Below are 16,734 nucleotides of genomic sequence, written 5' to 3' on the forward strand. Positions count from 1 at the left end.
CATGCAATGCCCACTTGCAGCGCCCTTCCGACTCCTGGAGACAAGCTATTTGAAACTGAAAACGACACGCCCCCGGGGGAGCGCGTCGTCTATGTACATGAGTATAACTTATGCAATTTGAGATGCGGATAAACGCTCAATCCGTCCTTGCTTCTCAACCATTCCGAAACAGCCTGTTAAGAAGCCGGCAGGACGGTGAGACAGTTCATCCTTTAACCTATTGCTGTATAGTGATGCGTACTTGTCCATCATCGTTACAAACGGTTACTTCAACCGATTCTGTCAATATGTCTGCATAGCTGTAGGATACGCGTTTGAATGCGTTCTGCTCCTGATCCAGCTTTACAATAAAAACGGAAGGGTAGGTTTCCTCCAATACACCGGACCGTTCAACCGTCTTCCGACGACCGCCGTTAGCACGTAACATAATATTTTTTCCGACATGAGGTTCCAAACTGCGTTTGATATCCAATAGCGAGTTTTTAGCCATTGACCACTACCACCTCTTTCCTTACAGATTATAACGCAATAAAGGTAGTATGTCAAATTTGGACAAATATTATATCAGCCCCACAAAGCCCTTGTCAACGGGATTTTTCCTTATTTCGCAAGCTTTCAGCCCCTGCATCCTCCTTCTTCGTTCACAAATTTGTCGAAAATATAAAAGAAAAAGCGCCTGCAGGCGCTTATATAGGCATATTCTTTTGAATTTTGGGTACACCCCGCCGGAAGCTCCCCCGAGATTCGATACCACCGAGCCCTTCCAGACCACTGTGGGTCAGGGCAATAACATCCACAATATTTACCGTATCCTTGATCGGAGTAAAGGCCACCTTGGCCGCTACACACAAAGGATCCAACGCATGAATCAGCACACGGGCAGGCGAACTGGCATAATTGGCTCCTGCCTGCATCAGCGCTTCGAAGTGAGATTGGCATGCTCCCGCGACGACCGTCAACGTATCCTTATTCTTCTCATACTGCCTCGCTACCCTGACTGCATTCACAAAATGATGCGAGTTTTTGTAGCTCCCCATCGGACTCGCATACACTTCCCCATCCCTGCGGTGCCTTATAATTCCGTCATGCCCCGTAATCACTACAATATCCGGCTTCACCTGAGGCAGCAGACGGTACAAAGCCTCCGCCATGTTGGACTCGGCAATATAGAACCCTTCTGCCGGGACGCGCAGCTCCCCGTACAAATTCATACATTTACGCAAATATGCAGGATCCCCATCCAGATGAAGCACCTTTCCCGGCATATCGAAAAACACCGGTAACGGCTTGTCGCCAGGCGCTGCAGGTACAGCAGCCTGATGCAGCTCCGCTTTGTGAATCGTGTCCATCCAAGAAGGCTCAGATCCGCTTGTGTAGGCGTATGGATCGAGAGGAGCCGCGTGAAGGTCAGTTAAAGGAGCATCAGCCAGCAAACGGTAGTCAACCCCCCGCAAAACCGCATGCCGCTGTTGTATTACTTCCTGAATCTTAAAAACAATGTCACCACCATAAGATCTACGAGTGACCAGGTCTCCCTGTTTCATGGCCAAATCGCCTCCTCGTGTATCCTATGGCTGCCATAGGCATTTGGTGATAGACACCGCCCATTTTCACCCGGAAAGCTTCAGGAGCGCGCCAGTGCCTCTGCCAGAGCGCGGCTTAGCTCCGCATACTCTTGGATAGAAAGCGTTTCTCCGCGGCGCGAAGGCTCGATTCCGGCTTGCTGCAGGATCGGCTCCAGCTGTGCCTTCGTTTCCTTAGTAAAAAACCGCGAAGCCAAGTTATTGTATATCGTCTTGCGCCGTTGTACGAACGAAGCCTGCACGACCTCGAAGAAGAAGGCCTCGTCCTCCAGCTGCACAGGTGGCTGCTTACGCACCTTTAGCTTAATAACCGCAGAATCGACGTTGGGTTGCGGAACAAATACGGTATGCGGCACAATCGTTACAATTTCCGGCTCACAATAGTACTGCACTGCTATACTTAAGCTGCCGTAATCTTTGCCTCCCGGCTTGGCCGACATCCGGTCTGCCACTTCCTTTTGAATCATCACGACAATATTGTCGAGCGGCAGCTTCTCTTCAAGCAGCTTCATGATAATTGGAGTCGTGATGTAATAAGGCAGATTGGCTACGACGCTAACCCCGCTCACTGAAGCAAAGTACTCCTCGAACAACGGCCTCAGCTCCACCTTAAGCACATCTCCATGAATGACGCTTGCATGGGAATAGCCCTCCAGGGTTTCCTGGAGCAGCGGCAGCAGCCTCTGGTCGATCTCAATCGCCACGACCCGCCCTGCCAGTTTAGCAAGCTGCTGTGTAAGGGCTCCGATCCCGGGTCCAATCTCCAGCACCCCTTTACCGGCATCCAGCTCCGCAGCACTAACAATCTTGTGCAAAATATTCGGGTCCACCAGAAAATTTTGCCCCAAGCTTTTTTTCAGAACAAGGCCGTGCCTTTGGAGCAGCTCCTTCGTTCTTTTCGGAGAAGCTATATCTTCCGCATTGTGTTGTTTCATTCTCTCCATGATTTTAATTTACCCCTCTTTATTCTCAAGTTGCTGCCACGCAGCCGCAAACTCTTCTCGTGTGATACGGAACATTCTGCACCGGTTATAAAATTGCTTCCCATTACAATAGCCAATCCCGAGCCGCTTGCCCATCTCCATTCGCCGGGCAGCTGCCTGAGGATGGACAATCAAGCCTGCCGCGATTAAATCCTCCATTGCAATATCGGATTGTGCCGCAACATAATCCGTCCGAAGGTTGGCCAATGCTTTGCGAATCGTTTCCGGCGCCGCGTTCTCGACTCCAATGTCTCCCTTACTTGTCGCTTCCTCCTGCGTGAGAAAAGCATGCTTGCAGCCCGGAACTTGGGCGGAGATGATCTTCCGGATACGTTCTCCTGCGTGGTCCGGGTCGGTAAACACAATAACCCCTCTACGCTGTTGGGCCAGCTTAATGCGCTTAATAATATCTTTATTGATCGCAGAGCCGCCCGTCTCGATCGTCTCCGCTTCGACAGCCCGTTTAATAGCCGTCGTATCATCCTTTCCTTCGACCACGATGATTTCCTTAATCATGCCGTTCTCCTCTTTTCAGCTCGAACCATGAAGCCTAAGATTACTGCTCGTTTATTGTATTGTACAGAAAAAAGAAGAGGATATCCTCTTCTTTTTGGTCACCAGCATATATATTATGAGTCTGCCCAGATTACAGGCCCTTAGTCCGCTGTAGGCTTTGTCGGCCCAATGACGTATACGGTGTACCCTCGCTTAGTGCCAAATCGGTTCGCATAATCGTTGCTGTCAAAATACACATCGATAACGTTGCCCTTGACTGCACTGCCGGTATCTTCCGCTCTGCGGAAACCGAGTCCGTCAATATAAACCCACCAGCCCAGAGGAACCACCTTAGGATCCACTGCAATTGTTCGACCTTCCGTTACTCTCGTGCCTGTGGACGTCAGTCCGTATTGCGGATGCTCGCTACCTTTGCCGGTAGAAGAAGCACCTGCCGAATAAGCGGTCAATTTTACATTGTTAATCACTTGTTTTACACCGAAAGATACACCGCTCTTAGTCAGCTCTTGAAGAGAGGGTGAAGAAGAAGATAACGCAACTACCGGATTTTTCGTTCCTACTGCCACGATCTTACTAACACTTTCCGTCTGTACGGTTTGATCGACGACTTGCTCCGAGACAAGCACACCGTCTTCATAACGTTTTTCTTTCTTTTTCAGGACTGCCCCTGCTTGGCCTTCCTGTACCACTTGTTCCTTACCTTTCAACAACTGGGGATCACTCTTCTTAACAACATCAAAAGCAACAGGCTCGGTCACTTCCTCGAGCTCCTTCTTGACACGGACAATTTGAATATTGCCCTGCTCCGGAAGCGGCTCTTCTATGGCCGGACTTACTTTATCCAGTTCGCTGACCGGTATGTGCAAATCCTCTAAAGCATGGCCTACCGTCTTCCCAACAGTATACAAGGTCTTCGTTTCCCCATCAGCGGTGAGCTGAATCGGTGTGGCATGGTCCACGGTAATCCTGTCCCCGTTGGCTAACTTTGAATCCAATGCTGCAGAGAGACGATCATGTTCTCCTACAGTAACTCCTTGCTCATCCAGTAAACGCTGCAAGACCCATTGCTTGGTTTTAACAACGGTTTCCTTGCCATTTACAACAACGGTCACCTTCTTGGCAGCCGTTCCGTATAACATCATCATAAACATGAAAGTCATAGCGATTGAAATAAGTCCAATGATCGAAATCAAACGCAAGTTTTCACGCTTCCATCGCAATGCGAAGGACATGCTGGATGATCGTCTTACATGGGGTTGCTCGTGTTGAATAGCTCCCACTTGTTCGGTCCTCCTTCAAAGCCCCGCCGTCGAGTGTTACGCATGATAGATCTGACGCGACTATGGTTAAGTTTTGCAATCTTGTCGTTAAGTAAACTAAAGGGCTGCAACCTTTCGATCCATATCGTTCTTCCTGCGTGCGGCCAACACCTCCTCATGGTTGTAGGTAACGTATATTGTGGTCGGACGAAATATCGCAAATACGGGAGAACACAAAAAAAGTCAGCGGAAAGAGGACTCTTCCCGTGACTTTTCACTTATTTCACCTGAATGAAATAAAGCACACGACAATCGTTACCTCTCTCTTAACGCTTACGAGGTTAGCTGACGGATTCGGACTTGAGAGTCGCCCTACTTTGAATCAGGCATGTATGCAGCACAACAACCTTATTCAAAGATTCACCCCAGAAAATGCGACCTAAGTCTTATAGACTCCTAAACCAGGTCACGTTGCGGTTCCCCCGTTTTCCATTCGGAAACTCAGCGAAGATGGAAAATTGGTAATCGTATTAAGTTAATATTGAGTTTACGCTGTCGGCTATAAAGTTGTAAAGTATACAAACTCGGCAAAAAAGGACGGTTTTTCATTAAAATAAGCAATTTAAACCCATTTTAGCAATAAAAACCTTATTTCTCCTCGCCCCATGTACGTTTTCGACCATTTTTCTTCGATTATCACGTTTTCGACGAAAATAGGGCTGTCCCGACCCCCACAGGATACTATCGTAAACCGAACAATGTAACTGCATTTTGGGTCGTCGCGTGAGCCAGCTCCTCCAAGGGTAACCCCTTGATTTCAGCAGCGGTTTCTGCGACTAATTTCACATATGCCGTCTCATTTCGTTTCCCCCGGAAAGGGTGAGGTGTCAAATAAGGCGCATCGGTTTCAATTAACAACCGGTCCATCGGAACCTTTGCAAGCACCTCTTTAGGCTGCTTCGCATTCTTAAAGGTCACCGGCCCGCCGAACGATATATAGAAATTCATATCCAGGCACATCTTGGCTGTTTCCCAGCTTCCGGAAAAGCAGTGCATAACTCCGCCTACCTCACTGGCCTTCTCTTCGCGAAGGATCTGAATGATGTCATGGTGAGCATCTCGGTTATGGATGACGATAGGCAATCCTACTTTTTTGGCCAGACGGATCTGTTCCCTGAAAACCCGATGCTGCACCTCTTTAGGTGACGTATCCCAATAATAATCGAGTCCGATCTCCCCGATCGCCACCACTTTCTCATGGGAGCACAATTGTTCGATCCAAATCAGATCGTCGGGTGTCATATCTTTGGCATCCTGTGGGTGCCAGCCGACGGTTGAATAAATAAAATCGTACTGCTCCGCCAAAGCGATAGAGCTAGGTATCGTTTCTCGATTAAATCCGACATTAATGATTCGACTGATTCCGCTCTCAAGCGCGCGTTCAATCACGGCCTGTCGATCCTCTTCGAACTGAGGAGCATTCAAATGGGTGTGTGTATCTGTCAGCATAAGAAAGTAGGTCTCCTTTTTAAACCTGAATGATAGGTAGCTTCATGTATTTATCTATCCGTGCTCTAGACCGATCAGCTTGCAAAGCTCAGTGCTCAGACTGCCGAGCGGATGCTGAAGCAGCTCTTCAGGAAAATATAAATGATATTTGCCCATATGAATGCCGCTGATGGATCTAACAATTTCCGACCTTCTTGAAATTTCTGTAAGCGAGCCTTTCTGATCCATCAACAATATAGGCAGTTTTTCATCATGATTTCCCGGGCGGTATACATCATAAGAAAGATCCGATGGGAAATCAATCTCCAAATAAAAGGCGGGGTCCCAATCGGCCTGCTGCATCACTTCACGAAGCTTCTCAATGAGCTGTACATCCAGCTTCTCCAGCATGACGTATTTAAACAGCCGCCGGTTTAAGAATCTGGCGCATAAATCGGCCAGCACGGAGTCCGATTCCATCGACCATTGGGACAATACGGTCTGCATGAACGCTTCATCAAGAAGATGATACTCCTGCACAGTCAGTTTCTGATGAAACAGGCTTAGCAGCGGGGGCAGCATGAATTGAAAGCCATACCCCTCCTCAAACAATTGCTTTGCTCTTTGAAAAATTTTATGCAAAATAATTTCGGCACTTCGGGTCACCGGATGAAAATAGACCTGCCAGTACATTTGGTAACGCGACATCAAATAATCTTCCACCGCGTGCATACCGCTATCCTTGACCACAATGTGCCCTTGGAAAGGCCTCATGACACGTAAAATGCGTTCAAGATCAAACGTGCCATAGTTAACGCCAGTGAAATAAGCGTCTCGCAGCAAGTAATCCATCCGGTCCGCATCGAGCTGACTTGAGACAAGACTGACGACAATTTCCTTGTGATACGTTTTGGCGATGACCCCTGCAACCTGTTGAGGGAAGGTTGGGGAAACCTGTGAAAGCACCCGATTGATCTCAGTATCACCGAGTACGATACGGCAGGACCATTCTTCATGATGCGTACCGAACGTTTTTTCGATGGAATGGGAGAAAGGACCATGACCGACATCATGCAGCAGCGCCGCGCAGAGGCAGAGCAATCTTTCACCTTTGGGCCAGTCCTCATACCCGTTGCGCTCGAACTGAGAAATAATTTTACGCGTTACCTCGTAAACACCGAGAGAATGGGAAAAGCGGCTGTGTTCGCCGCCATGAAATGTAAGAAAACAAGTCCCGAGCTGACGAATCCGGCGCAGGCGTTGAAATTCTTTGGTATTAATTAAGTCCCAGATCGTCTGATCCTGTACGTAGATGTACTTGTGTACCGGATCCTTGAATACTTTTTCTTCCTGCAAGGGACTGGACATACGGATAACCTCCTGCTCCAGATAAAGTTTTCGACACATGAGTAACTAAAGTCTTCTTAATCATTGTCGAAATTTGTCGAATTCAAATTCCAAATGTGAACGAAATATGAATTCAACATTCTTCTTTCTATGCAAATGAATACCATAAACACAGATATTTTGTAATCGTCATCATCCTTGATACGTAAGGTTTTCTAATAATCACTCTTCTTATGGATTGTATTACAAGTATATTTTACCATAATTTTACGCCAAAATCTGCAAAATGATGGTTGACTATTATGGGAATCGTTGGTATCATAAGTCATAAGAAATATGTCGAATGTTGGCGATTAATTTATTCTTTTTATTTATTCGAGAGGGGACTTTTATATATGATGAAATCAACGGGTATCGTAAGAAAAGTTGACGAGCTGGGACGTGTTGTAATTCCTATCGAGCTTCGTCGGACATTGGGAATTGGCGAGAAGGACGCTTTGGAAATCTACGTAGATGGCGAGCGTATCATGCTCAAGAAATATGAGCCTGCATGTATCTTCTGTGGAAACGCTGAAAATGTATCCTATTTTAAAGGAAAAATTGTTTGTCATGAATGTTTATCAGAAATGCCAATACCTGTGACAAAATAAGAAAAATAGGTTATAATAAGGATAGCAATTCTTACTTAGGTAATTCTAACCTTTTTCATATCTCCTCTATTCCCCAATTCATGGTTTTCCGTGATATTGGGGATTTTTTTTGCCCCTTATTCGGGGTCGGTAAATTGAAAATCCACCTTCATTACTTAACCAGTGCAGCCGCTAGAATGCTCCATTCCGTAAAGTACATCATGAAGCTGAAGCTTTGCTTAAATCATGCTTAAAATTGGCTGAATTTTGTGCCGCTTTTGTGTTTATTTCCCCTTGCTCAAACCTTGTCTTTGCTCTCTGCGTGCGGCAAATCAAGAGTCCTCGCAAGGGGCAGCCTTCAACTTAGCTTAGCCTATTCCTGATGCAAATAATTGTACAGCTCGCGCTTCGGCATCTGACGATCTGCTGCCGCGCGCTTTATCGCTTCCTTGCGATCAAGTCCCTGGGTTGTATAATGCTCGACATGTTCTTCGGGACTGAACGCTTCCCACCATACGATAGCTGCCTCCGTCTCTGAGGCGGTACTGCCTTCCACCACAATACAGTACTCACCCTGGGGAGGGTTCTCCTTCAAATAATCATAGCACTCCTGCAGTGTGCCACGTACCGCTTCTTCAAATTTCTTAGTTAATTCCCGCATCATGCACATTTGCCTCGAAGGGCTCCATACTTCAAGCATGGCCTCCAACGTTTTCACAATGCGATGAGGTGATTCATAGAAAATCAAAGTTTCCTTCCCCTGCTGGAGCGCTTGAAGCTCTTGAAGCAGCGGCTTCCGCTCCCGCGGCAAAAATCCAAGGAACGTAAATCGGTCCGTGGAAATACCCGAGACGATTAAAGCGGATAAGGCAGCATTCGCACCAGGGATGGGAATGACATCAATGTGTGCCTCTATCGCTTGCTTCACCAAATCGGATCCGGGGTCACATATGGCAGGAAGACCCGCGTCACTTACGAGTGCTATCGAATCACCGGCTTGCAGCAAGCGAATCAGTTCAGGTCCGCTGGCTTGCTTATTATGCTCATGATAGCTCACCAGACGTGTGCTGATCTCAAAATGGGTAAGCAGCTTGCGTGTTTGCCGTGTATCCTCTGCAGCGATAATTTGCACTTCTTTCAGTATGCGAATGGCACGGAAGGTCATATCCTCCAGATTGCCAATCGGGGTGCCTACCAAATATAGCTTTCCGGCTGCCTTGTCCTGCCGATAACTGTTTTGAATGTTCATTTAGGTTTCCTTCCTAGCCTTCGGAGGATGAGAGCAGAGCGTTTCTCTTGCCGTAATAAATCTCCATCAGCTCGTCACAATAGTCGGTTGCATTTTTATAAACGATTAAAGGAGGCAGCGTCCTTATTTCGGGCTTGCCATCCTTCAAAGCTTCAATTAAAACCATATTCGCTTCCTCCCCAGCCCGCGGGTGAACGAATCGGATCCGCTTCGGTTCCAGCTTATATGCGCGCAGGGTACACATAATGTCGACCAGACGGTGCGGCCTATGCACCATAGCGACCTTTCCCCCGCTTCGGACAAGCCGGCTGCTCGTGCGGACTACGTCTTCCAACGTGCAAAACACTTCGTGCCTGGCCGCAGCGAAGTGTTCATTCATATTTTGTTCTCCGTTGGGAACAGGTAAATAAGGCGGATTCACGGTGACCAAATCGAACGTGCCTTGCCCAAGCTGCTTATGAACCTCTTTCAAATCCCCATGAATCATCTGAATTTGCGTGTCCAACTGATTGAGCTGTACGTTTCGCTTGGCCATGTCAGCCAATCGCTCCTGAATTTCGACCCCGACTATCGACGCCTTCGTCCGAGTAGACAACAGCAATGGAATAACGCCATTGCCTGTACACAAATCTACGATCCGCCCCTTCGCACTCAACGGCACATAGCTGAATCTCCCCAATAATACCGCATCCATCGAAAAACTGAATACTTCGTCGCTCTGAATAATCTGGATATCATTGGTTAATAAATCATCTATTCTTTCGCTTGGCTGCAATGGTACCTTGTCCATAATTCACGCTTCCTCTTTCTTCCTAGTTCAATACACACAGCTTCTATTGCTTAAAAAAACCGTAGAGAAGCTAGCTCCCTACGGTTGTGGTCTTTATTTATTTAGAAAAGACAAACAGAATAAACAGTCGCCTTCCATACGCAAATGGCCGTAATACACATTACAAATGTGAAATCCCTCCTGGTACAATCGGGCCAAATTATCGTAGCCTTCCCCCGTCAGCTCTTTTGCCTGGGCGGCAGCCATCACCTGCACCTGTGTCTCCACAGCCACCGGCTGCTCGGCGTCCTTCTTCAACAGCTTACGCAGCTGCTGATTTTCGATGCTAAGCCGCTTATTTTCCTCAATCAGCTCGATAATTTGCGTCTTCATTTGTCCCAGTTCGGCGTACACGGTGCCCATTTGCTCTTCCATCTGTTCAATCCGAACAAAAATGTCTCGTTTATCCACATGTTCACCTCAAGAAAGCTTGAACCCCCGTTAATGCTGCTGCTCTACCACATCGTCAAAGGAAAGCTCCATGACTTTTCCGAGCTCATAAATCTGCACTTTTACGGTTCGCTCGTTTATATTTAGCGCTACCACGCGACCATTCCCAAGAGAAGTAATCACATCGCTGCCTACTCGCGGTAAATCCTCTTTCGCACTTTCATAATTATCGTGCTCATATTTCAAGCAGCACATCAACCGGCCGCAAAGCCCGGAAATTTTCGTAGGGTTAAGGGATAAATTTTGATCCTTGGCCATTTTAATCGAGACAGGCTCAAAATCACCGAGAAATGAAGAGCAGCACAGAATTCTGCCGCACGGTCCAATCCCTCCCAGCATTTTGGCTTCGTCTCTGACGCCGATTTGCCTCAGCTCAATACGTGTCCGGAATACACCGGCCAAATCCTTTACCAGCTCACGGAAGTCCACTCTTCCTTCAGCGGTAAAGTAAAAAATGATCTTGTTGCGATCAAATGTATACTCAACATCAACCAGCTTCATTTTGAGCTGATGATCCTTTATTTTATCCTGACATAGGGCAAAAGCATTCTTAGCTGCTGTTTTATTATCTTCGACCAACTGTGCATCCGTATGATCCGCAATCCGGATCACCTTCTTTAGGGGCAGCACCACATCCGCTTCCTGTACTGTGCGCTTCCCAATGACTACCTTACCGTACTCAATACCACGTGCCGTTTCTACAATAACCGAACTGTCCTTATCCACCGGAAGATCGATGGGGTCGAAGTAGTAGATCTTACCTGCTTTCTTAAACCGAACTCCAACTACCGAGTACAAATTTACACCCCCTTCAGCTGCATCAACATTTTTTCTAGCACCAGCTGCGGGTTCGCATGGAATCGAAGCCTTTTCTGCAGCTCGATAGCTTGTTCCAAGCAATGAACCCAGTGCTTCATATCATAAGAGAGGGCAAGCCCTGCCATCCAATCGGCTTGATCCATATATACCAAATGATCACGGTTCCCTAAGTTAAGCTGAACCATATCTTTTAGCCACAAGATCAGCATGTCCATAAATAAGGTAAGATGCTCCGAAAGCTCCGACTTGCCCAGCTTCTGCTGTGCGGTTAACATGGCCGTAGGCAGACGGGACATACTTTCCTTTGTTAATTGTATCACTAGATTTCTTATTTCTGCAAACCCATTTCCTACAATTAACTCCCTTGCCGCATCCGGTCCTGCCGCCAGACGGACAGCCGGTTGAATAAGCACGGCAGGATGACCTTCCTGATTCAGAATCGCAGCCATCCTTTCACGGCTCATTGGGGTAAAAGGAATCCATTGGGCGCGTGATTTAATAGTGGGCAGCAGTGCATTTCCATTATCCGTAATGAGGATCGCCACAACCCGAGAGGTCGGCTCCTCCAAAAACTTTAAGAGACTGTTAGCAGCCTGTACCGTCATCTTGTCCGCATCTTCCAGCACGTACATCTTAAGCCCCGAGGAGCCCGCCTTATACGAAAATTGCTTCTGCAGCTCACGGATCTGCTCTATCTTGATCGAAGCCCCATCTGGCTTAACCCAGTGCAGATCGGGATGGTTCCCGTGCTCTACCTTACGGCAGTCCAGGCATTCGCCGCAAGCGTCATCTGGCAGCACCTGACAATATAGTGCTTGTGCAAAAGTGAGCGCCATCTGCCTGCGGCCTGTGCCGGATGGCCCAGTAAAGATATACGCATGCGATACCTTGTCCGTTCGCAGGCTATTTTGTAAGATGCGTTTGACCCGGTCTTGATCTTGTATGGATTGAAAAGACATCGTTGTCCTGTAAAATCCTTTCCTATTATATATATATCCTTTGCCGCTTACCTTGGAAAATCGATTAGAATGTCAAATTGATAAGCATTCCGCGGATTTCGCCGATTTTGTGCAGCAAATCGATACGTCCCTGTTCACTATCCAGCATATCGTCAGCCATTGTCAGAAGCTCTTGATCGATCTCCTCCAGCAGCTTGTACCGTTTGGTACGGCCCCGTCGGTCCCAGCCGCGCGTATCGCGCAGCTGAACCCCCCGACGTGCTGTTTCCTCCAGATACTGCTTCACCAGCTGCTTATACTGTCTGAGTTCACGAACTGTCATCGATTTCGACAATCGATCGCCCTGCAGGTGAATCTGCTGCAATATGCGCTGCAGCTGCTCCTGCGATGCCTTTTCATCTTGGTGTTGCATCATGTCTGAGAACGATTTATGCTGCAGCTGCTGAGCCGATGAAGTCTCACTACGCTGGATTTCTTTACCGAAAGGGCGCCAATTCGGATTAATTTTCACTCGTATTCCTTCTTTCCCAAGGATAAACGGCCTCAACATCCTTAAAGAACGATCACGTTGTCAAGGTGCTGCGAATCGTATAGAGCCCAAGCCATCTTGTAGGTGTCTAGAAATGCTCAAATCGTTCAACCGGAAGCACGAATACAGCAGCCCCGCCAACTTGAACTTCAACCGGAAAAGGAATATAAGAATCCGTCGTTCCGCCCATAGGAGAAACCGGTGTAACCATCTGCTCCCGTATTTTACAATTCGCTTTGATTACTGTCATTACTTCATTCACGCGGTCGTCTTCGATCCCGATCATAAACGTCGTATTTCCCGCTCTCAAGAAACCGCCAGTACTTGCAAGCTTCGTCGCGCGGAAGCCTTCCTTGATTAGAGCATTCGAGAGACGGTTGCTATCTTTGTCCTGTACAATGGCAACAACTAACTTCATGGCATTTCCTCCTTTTCTCATGTACAAATGATAATGAATTCGGAAATCTGAATATCTCAGTATATTGTGTATGGGATCCTCTGTTGTCTATCCTGCTAAGCCTAGAGAGAAATTTGCTTAATACTACTAATTTGACAAACAACGGCTCAATTCCTGCTTTTTTTAGGATAGGTTCGATTGGTTTCCTTCATTGTGCGTAAAAAACTCCAATATTTGCTCCATGTAGAATGAAGCTGCTGTATTATATGTCGTGAGAGTCGCCTAGGTTCGACAGATTGCTTCGCATCAACTCTTAACGCTATATGTAGCCGCTTTCTAGCTCTTGATAAGATAGCGTTTCAATTGTTCTGTTATTTGCAAGTAGACCGACTCCCTGTCCTCCTCGGCATTGACCTTGACGATCCGGTCAGGATACTGCTCCAACAGCTTCAAATACCCTTCGCGTACACGTTCGTGAAAAGAGAGCTTTTCCACATCCAGCCGATTTTTCTCCCGGTCCTTATTGCTTTGAATTCGGGATAAACCAACTTCCGGAGAAAGATCCAAATAAATCGTACGGTCAGGCATGACATCATGGATAGCAAAACGGTTGATAGCATACACCTCGTCCATCCCAAGCCCCCTGGCATATCCCTGATAGGCCAAGCTGCTGTCCACAAAACGATCGCATAGCACAATTGCGCCGGACTCCAAAGCAGGAATAACCTTCTCTACCAAGTGCTGTCTGCGTGCCGCTGCATATAATAAAGCTTCGGTTCTGCCATCCATTGTTGTATTGTTCAAGTCCAAGATCACGCCGCGGATTTGTTCTGCGATCTCTACACCGCCGGGTTCCCTTGTTACCATAACCTGATGCCCTGCTGCGGTCAATTCCCTAGCTAACCGTTCAATGACGGTTGTTTTTCCCGCGCCCTCGCCGCCTTCAAATGTAATAAAGATTCCTCGTTCCACCGCTAAGTCTCGACTCCCTTATCTGAACTTATCTCATACATCTACAATTCATGCTCCTTACGGGGCAATCAATACAGGAAGCATTGCCTGCTCCCCTTCAATGATTCCATGAATTCGCGCGCCTCTGGTCACCAATTCCTCTAAGTAGCTTACGATTTCTTCCGTTATACGCTCACCTGGACAGAGCACAGGAATCCCCGGAGGATAAGGTACAATCATCTCCGAGCAAATCATGCCTACGGAATCGGACAAAGGCACCTGAGCCGTTCCCTTTTGCCGATAAACCGGTTCATCAAAGGATACCGGTTCCGACAGCCCCGATAGTAAGGAGTACGTCACTCTGACCTTATTCCCGCTTGCAGCCGATTCGTTAGCGGCGCTTGCCCCGTCCCACTGCTCAGCAATCGACTCTAACGCTCGGATCACCCTCTCAGCATCCCCTTCGGTTGAAGCTAGGCTGAATACGAGCAAAACGGCCTGCGGATCCGCTAACTCAACAAAGCATCCGCGCTCTTCGAGCGCATCCTTGAGCTCGAACCCACTTCTGAGCTCCATTCCATCCTTGACAATGATCTTAAAGGGATCTCTCTGTCCCCCCTGCAGATCAACAGGCTCAACCAGCTCAAAACGCTTGACTTGATTCATCTTTTCCAAAAATGCATCAATAATACGAATCCCCTGCTCCAGCAGCTCCATACCTTCCGTATGCATCTGTCTGCGGCTTAAATCCAGACTGGCCATCAGCGGGTACGACGGGCTGGAGCTTTGCAGCATCGTCAGGTAACGTTTGAGTTCCTTACGGTCGACGCGTTCCCCCTGCACATGCAGCATAGCCCCCATAGTCATAGCGGTCAGCAGCTTGTGCGTAGACTGAACCACGACGTCCGCCCCGCATTGAAGTGCTGATTTGGGCAGTGCGGGATGAAAGCCGAAATGCGCCCCATGTGCTTCGTCCACCAACAGCGGCTTATCCTGCTCATGCAGCATTTGTACAATAGATTCGATCGCATTCGCACCACCGTAATAGCCGGGACGGGTAATCATTAATCCTTTGGCCTCGGGATGCCTTTGCAAAGCCAATTTCACCGTCTCCGCCCTCAATCCAAGCGTCATTCCGGTATCGGGATCAACCTCGGGGTTCAAAAATACCGCTCTCGCCCCAGCCAGCATCAATCCATGAATAACCGACTTATGGGCATCCCTTTGTACCAACAGCACATCACCTCTGCGGCAGAGACTTAGAATCATGGCCAAATTCCCTACCGTGCTCCCGTTTACCAAGAAAAAGGACTCTTCCGCACCGAAGCACTCTGCCGCAAGCTGCTGAGCCTGCAGTATTGCCTCCTCCGGGTGGTGAAGATCATCCAGACCGGTAATCTCCGTCAAATCCAGACGCAATAATGCTTCATAATAAGGCCGAGCCTCGGCATCTATGCTTTGTCCCGATTTATGGCCAGGCACATGCAAGCTAGCATGCTTTCCCCCGGCGTGTTCAACCAACCGCTCAAAAAGAGGCGCGTTGTATTTATCCATGTTGTCTTCTCCCTGTATGCCTTTTAAATGTGAGTCTTCTTAAAATAAATGCTTACTCTATTGTAACAAAACAAAAGGCTCTCACCAACGAAAAGCCGCCGGTTGAGAGCACTATTTTTTTCATAGACATGCTATGCGTTCTTTTTATAAAAGATTTGCCTCATTTGATGGATAAAAAAAGGATATCTGGCATCGAGGACGTCCGTTTGTATCATTTCGTGTTCGCATTCTTCGCAGATGAATTCGGATATAATCATAATACCATCTTCCTTTGATTGCCCGCAGATGATGCAGCTATGGGTCACAGGCTCCTGTACAGCTTCTCCCATAATACTCACCTCTATTCTTCTTTTCTACCAGTATGTCCTCTTTCTCTTAAAATAAACATTTGCCGTCCTGCTATATTTTTATGAAAATAGCCCGTACATAGTTCCTCCCCTCATAATCCGTCCATGTTTTGCCGATATAATAGTTGCTGTTGAAATCTATGAAAATCAGAAGGATGCGTGTCAGGTACGTGAAAGAACAACATTTATCCAAGGATTCGAGCATTTATCATTACCGGCTGCTGCAAAGAATTCATTATCATCCCCTATACATTTATGCATATTGGGGTCTTTTGGCGCTAGTTATCATTTGGGATCTCATCCGTTGGAACCCTCTGCCTATAGTAATCAGCTTGGTCTCGATCCCCCTGCTTCAAACGCTGCTAATTTATTTATACTTCACTTTAAAAGAGAAGCGTCCGCTTCGTCAATGGTCCGTACAATTCCAGCTTCCCTGGGTCGGTTATGTACCCACCAGTTATTTTTCTTTAGAACGGATGCTAAGGCTTCATCTTCACCTGACCTGGGTAGCTATCGTGATTTGCGGATGCTTCTACCCATGGATTTCCCTTGATATGATCTTTCACCTTATCGGTGTTCACCTTTGGCTCCTGCTGCCTCGCTATGTATTGATGTACAAGCTCCGCCATTACCGCGATATCGGATATCTCAAATTGAACGAGCATGATACCTCGTGCTACGCACAATAAATGGGTAATAAGCAAGGATTGTACCGACTTATGGCAATCCTTCTTCTACATGTCTGCACAAAAAAAGAGCCTTGAGAAATTACTCTCAAGACTCTTTAAGGTTGCTTGGCGACGTCCTACTCTCCCGGAACCCTGCGGTTCAAGTACCATCGGCGA

General features: G+C 47.4%; 19 protein-coding genes and 1 riboswitch. Of the genes, 2 read left to right on the top strand and 17 right to left on the bottom strand.

Annotated features, from left to right (window positions below):
• Nucleotides 1–217: 217 nt before the first annotated feature.
• From veg to CF651_RS30125, 7 genes are all read right to left on the bottom strand, one after another.
• Nucleotides 218–490 (bottom strand): biofilm formation stimulator Veg, encoded by a 273-nt coding sequence (veg, locus tag CF651_RS30095; RefSeq protein ID WP_094018561.1) that lies wholly within the window; start codon nt 488–490, stop codon nt 218–220.
• Between the two features lie 196 nt (nt 491–686).
• Entirely contained in the window at nt 687–1,544 is an 858-nt protein-coding gene (gene yabG, locus CF651_RS30100) for a sporulation peptidase YabG (RefSeq protein ID WP_094018562.1), read from the bottom strand.
• Nucleotides 1,545–1,624: 80 nt separating this feature from the next.
• A complete protein-coding gene (gene rsmA / locus CF651_RS30105; protein ID WP_094018563.1) occupies nt 1,625–2,527 on the bottom strand; it encodes a 16S rRNA (adenine(1518)-N(6)/adenine(1519)-N(6))-dimethyltransferase RsmA in 903 nt (300 codons plus the stop codon).
• A gap of 9 nt (nt 2,528–2,536) precedes the next feature.
• Nucleotides 2,537–3,082: a ribonuclease M5 gene (rnmV, locus tag CF651_RS30110; RefSeq protein WP_094018564.1), complete on the bottom strand. Its 546-nt coding sequence runs from the start codon at nt 3,080–3,082 to the stop codon at nt 2,537–2,539.
• Nucleotides 3,083–3,222: 140 nt separating this feature from the next.
• The gene (locus CF651_RS30115) at nt 3,223–4,362 is read right to left on the bottom strand and encodes a resuscitation-promoting factor (RefSeq protein WP_094018565.1); all 1,140 of its coding nucleotides are present in this window, start codon (nt 4,360–4,362) and stop codon (nt 3,223–3,225) included.
• Between the two features lie 293 nt (nt 4,363–4,655).
• A riboswitch (cyclic di-AMP (ydaO/yuaA leader) is annotated at nt 4,656–4,858 on the bottom strand.
• Nucleotides 4,859–5,082: 224 nt separating this feature from the next.
• Entirely contained in the window at nt 5,083–5,850 is a 768-nt protein-coding gene (locus CF651_RS30120) for a TatD family hydrolase (RefSeq protein ID WP_094018566.1), read from the bottom strand.
• Between the two features lie 54 nt (nt 5,851–5,904).
• Nucleotides 5,905–7,197 (bottom strand): HD domain-containing protein, encoded by a 1,293-nt coding sequence (locus CF651_RS30125; protein ID WP_094018567.1) that lies wholly within the window; start codon nt 7,195–7,197, stop codon nt 5,905–5,907.
• Nucleotides 7,198–7,571: 374 nt separating this feature from the next.
• Here CF651_RS30125 and CF651_RS30130 point away from each other — a divergent pair, with 374 nt between their 5' ends.
• A complete protein-coding gene (locus tag CF651_RS30130; protein WP_010501678.1) occupies nt 7,572–7,826 on the top strand; it encodes an AbrB/MazE/SpoVT family DNA-binding domain-containing protein in 255 nt (84 codons plus the stop codon).
• Between the two features lie 352 nt (nt 7,827–8,178).
• On the opposite strand, the gene rsmI is transcribed toward CF651_RS30130, so the two are convergent.
• The 10 genes from rsmI to CF651_RS30180 all read right to left on the bottom strand — a co-directional run bounded on the left by rsmI (nt 8,179) and on the right by CF651_RS30180 (nt 15,871).
• Nucleotides 8,179–9,054 carry a 16S rRNA (cytidine(1402)-2'-O)-methyltransferase gene (gene rsmI / locus CF651_RS30135; RefSeq protein WP_094018568.1) on the bottom strand — a complete coding sequence of 292 codons (876 nt, stop codon included), beginning with the start codon at nt 9,052–9,054 and terminating at the stop codon, nt 8,179–8,181.
• Between the two features lie 13 nt (nt 9,055–9,067).
• Complete coding sequence (locus tag CF651_RS30140) at nt 9,068–9,844, bottom strand: tRNA1(Val) (adenine(37)-N6)-methyltransferase (protein WP_094018569.1); 777 nt, start codon at nt 9,842–9,844, stop codon at nt 9,068–9,070.
• Nucleotides 9,845–9,937: 93 nt separating this feature from the next.
• Nucleotides 9,938–10,294, bottom strand: a complete 357-nt coding sequence (yabA, locus tag CF651_RS30145; RefSeq protein WP_094018570.1) for a DNA replication initiation control protein YabA — start codon at nt 10,292–10,294, stop codon at nt 9,938–9,940.
• 30 nt (nt 10,295–10,324) lie between these two features.
• Nucleotides 10,325–11,131: a PSP1 domain-containing protein gene (locus CF651_RS30150; protein ID WP_094018571.1), complete on the bottom strand. Its 807-nt coding sequence runs from the start codon at nt 11,129–11,131 to the stop codon at nt 10,325–10,327.
• 2 nt (nt 11,132–11,133) lie between these two features.
• Nucleotides 11,134–12,111, bottom strand: coding sequence for a DNA polymerase III subunit delta' (gene holB / locus CF651_RS30155; RefSeq protein ID WP_094018572.1), 978 nt, complete (start codon nt 12,109–12,111; stop codon nt 11,134–11,136).
• A gap of 64 nt (nt 12,112–12,175) precedes the next feature.
• Nucleotides 12,176–12,622 carry a YaaR family protein gene (locus tag CF651_RS30160; protein ID WP_094018573.1) on the bottom strand — a complete coding sequence of 149 codons (447 nt, stop codon included), beginning with the start codon at nt 12,620–12,622 and terminating at the stop codon, nt 12,176–12,178.
• Nucleotides 12,623–12,728: 106 nt separating this feature from the next.
• Nucleotides 12,729–13,058: a cyclic-di-AMP receptor gene (locus tag CF651_RS30165; protein ID WP_094018574.1), complete on the bottom strand. Its 330-nt coding sequence runs from the start codon at nt 13,056–13,058 to the stop codon at nt 12,729–12,731.
• A 315-nt stretch (nt 13,059–13,373) separates the two neighbouring features.
• Nucleotides 13,374–14,009: a dTMP kinase gene (gene tmk, locus CF651_RS30170; RefSeq protein ID WP_094018575.1), complete on the bottom strand. Its 636-nt coding sequence runs from the start codon at nt 14,007–14,009 to the stop codon at nt 13,374–13,376.
• A 57-nt stretch (nt 14,010–14,066) separates the two neighbouring features.
• Nucleotides 14,067–15,542 (bottom strand): aminotransferase class I/II-fold pyridoxal phosphate-dependent enzyme, encoded by a 1,476-nt coding sequence (locus tag CF651_RS30175; protein ID WP_094018576.1) that lies wholly within the window; start codon nt 15,540–15,542, stop codon nt 14,067–14,069.
• Nucleotides 15,543–15,673: 131 nt separating this feature from the next.
• Nucleotides 15,674–15,871 carry a sigma factor G inhibitor Gin gene (locus CF651_RS30180; RefSeq protein WP_094018577.1) on the bottom strand — a complete coding sequence of 66 codons (198 nt, stop codon included), beginning with the start codon at nt 15,869–15,871 and terminating at the stop codon, nt 15,674–15,676.
• 188 nt (nt 15,872–16,059) lie between these two features.
• Here CF651_RS30180 and CF651_RS30185 point away from each other — a divergent pair, with 188 nt between their 5' ends.
• Nucleotides 16,060–16,578 carry a hypothetical protein gene (locus CF651_RS30185; protein WP_094018578.1) on the top strand — a complete coding sequence of 173 codons (519 nt, stop codon included), beginning with the start codon at nt 16,060–16,062 and terminating at the stop codon, nt 16,576–16,578.
• The last annotated feature ends 156 nt before the right edge of the window (nt 16,579–16,734 follow it).

Origin of the sequence: Paenibacillus rigui, from assembly GCF_002234615.1 — a bacterium.
GTDB lineage: Bacteria > Bacillota > Bacilli > Paenibacillales > NBRC-103111 > Paenibacillus_S > Paenibacillus_S rigui.

Excerpts from the sequence above, each read along its gene's own strand:
- veg (WP_094018561.1), bottom strand. The coding sequence starts at position 490 with ATGGCTAAAAACTCGCTATTGGATATCAAACGCAGTTTGGAACCTCAT.
- yabG (WP_094018562.1), bottom strand. The coding sequence starts at position 1,544 with ATGAAACAGGGAGACCTGGTCACTCGTAGATCTTATGGTGGTGACATT.
- rsmA (WP_094018563.1), bottom strand. The coding sequence starts at position 2,527 with ATGGAGAGAATGAAACAACACAATGCGGAAGATATAGCTTCTCCGAAA.
- rnmV (WP_094018564.1), bottom strand. The coding sequence starts at position 3,082 with ATGATTAAGGAAATCATCGTGGTCGAAGGAAAGGATGATACGACGGCT.
- CF651_RS30120 (WP_094018566.1), bottom strand. The coding sequence starts at position 5,850 with ATGCTGACAGATACACACACCCATTTGAATGCTCCTCAGTTCGAAGAG.
- CF651_RS30125 (WP_094018567.1), bottom strand. The coding sequence starts at position 7,197 with ATGTCCAGTCCCTTGCAGGAAGAAAAAGTATTCAAGGATCCGGTACAC.
- CF651_RS30130 (WP_010501678.1), top strand. The coding sequence starts at position 7,572 with ATGATGAAATCAACGGGTATCGTAAGAAAAGTTGACGAGCTGGGACGT.
- rsmI (WP_094018568.1), bottom strand. The coding sequence starts at position 9,054 with ATGAACATTCAAAACAGTTATCGGCAGGACAAGGCAGCCGGAAAGCTA.
- CF651_RS30140 (WP_094018569.1), bottom strand. The coding sequence starts at position 9,844 with ATGGACAAGGTACCATTGCAGCCAAGCGAAAGAATAGATGATTTATTA.
- holB (WP_094018572.1), bottom strand. The coding sequence starts at position 12,111 with ATGTCTTTTCAATCCATACAAGATCAAGACCGGGTCAAACGCATCTTA.
- CF651_RS30165 (WP_094018574.1), bottom strand. The coding sequence starts at position 13,058 with ATGAAGTTAGTTGTTGCCATTGTACAGGACAAAGATAGCAACCGTCTC.
- CF651_RS30175 (WP_094018576.1), bottom strand. The coding sequence starts at position 15,542 with ATGGATAAATACAACGCGCCTCTTTTTGAGCGGTTGGTTGAACACGCC.
- CF651_RS30180 (WP_094018577.1), bottom strand. The coding sequence starts at position 15,871 with ATGGGAGAAGCTGTACAGGAGCCTGTGACCCATAGCTGCATCATCTGC.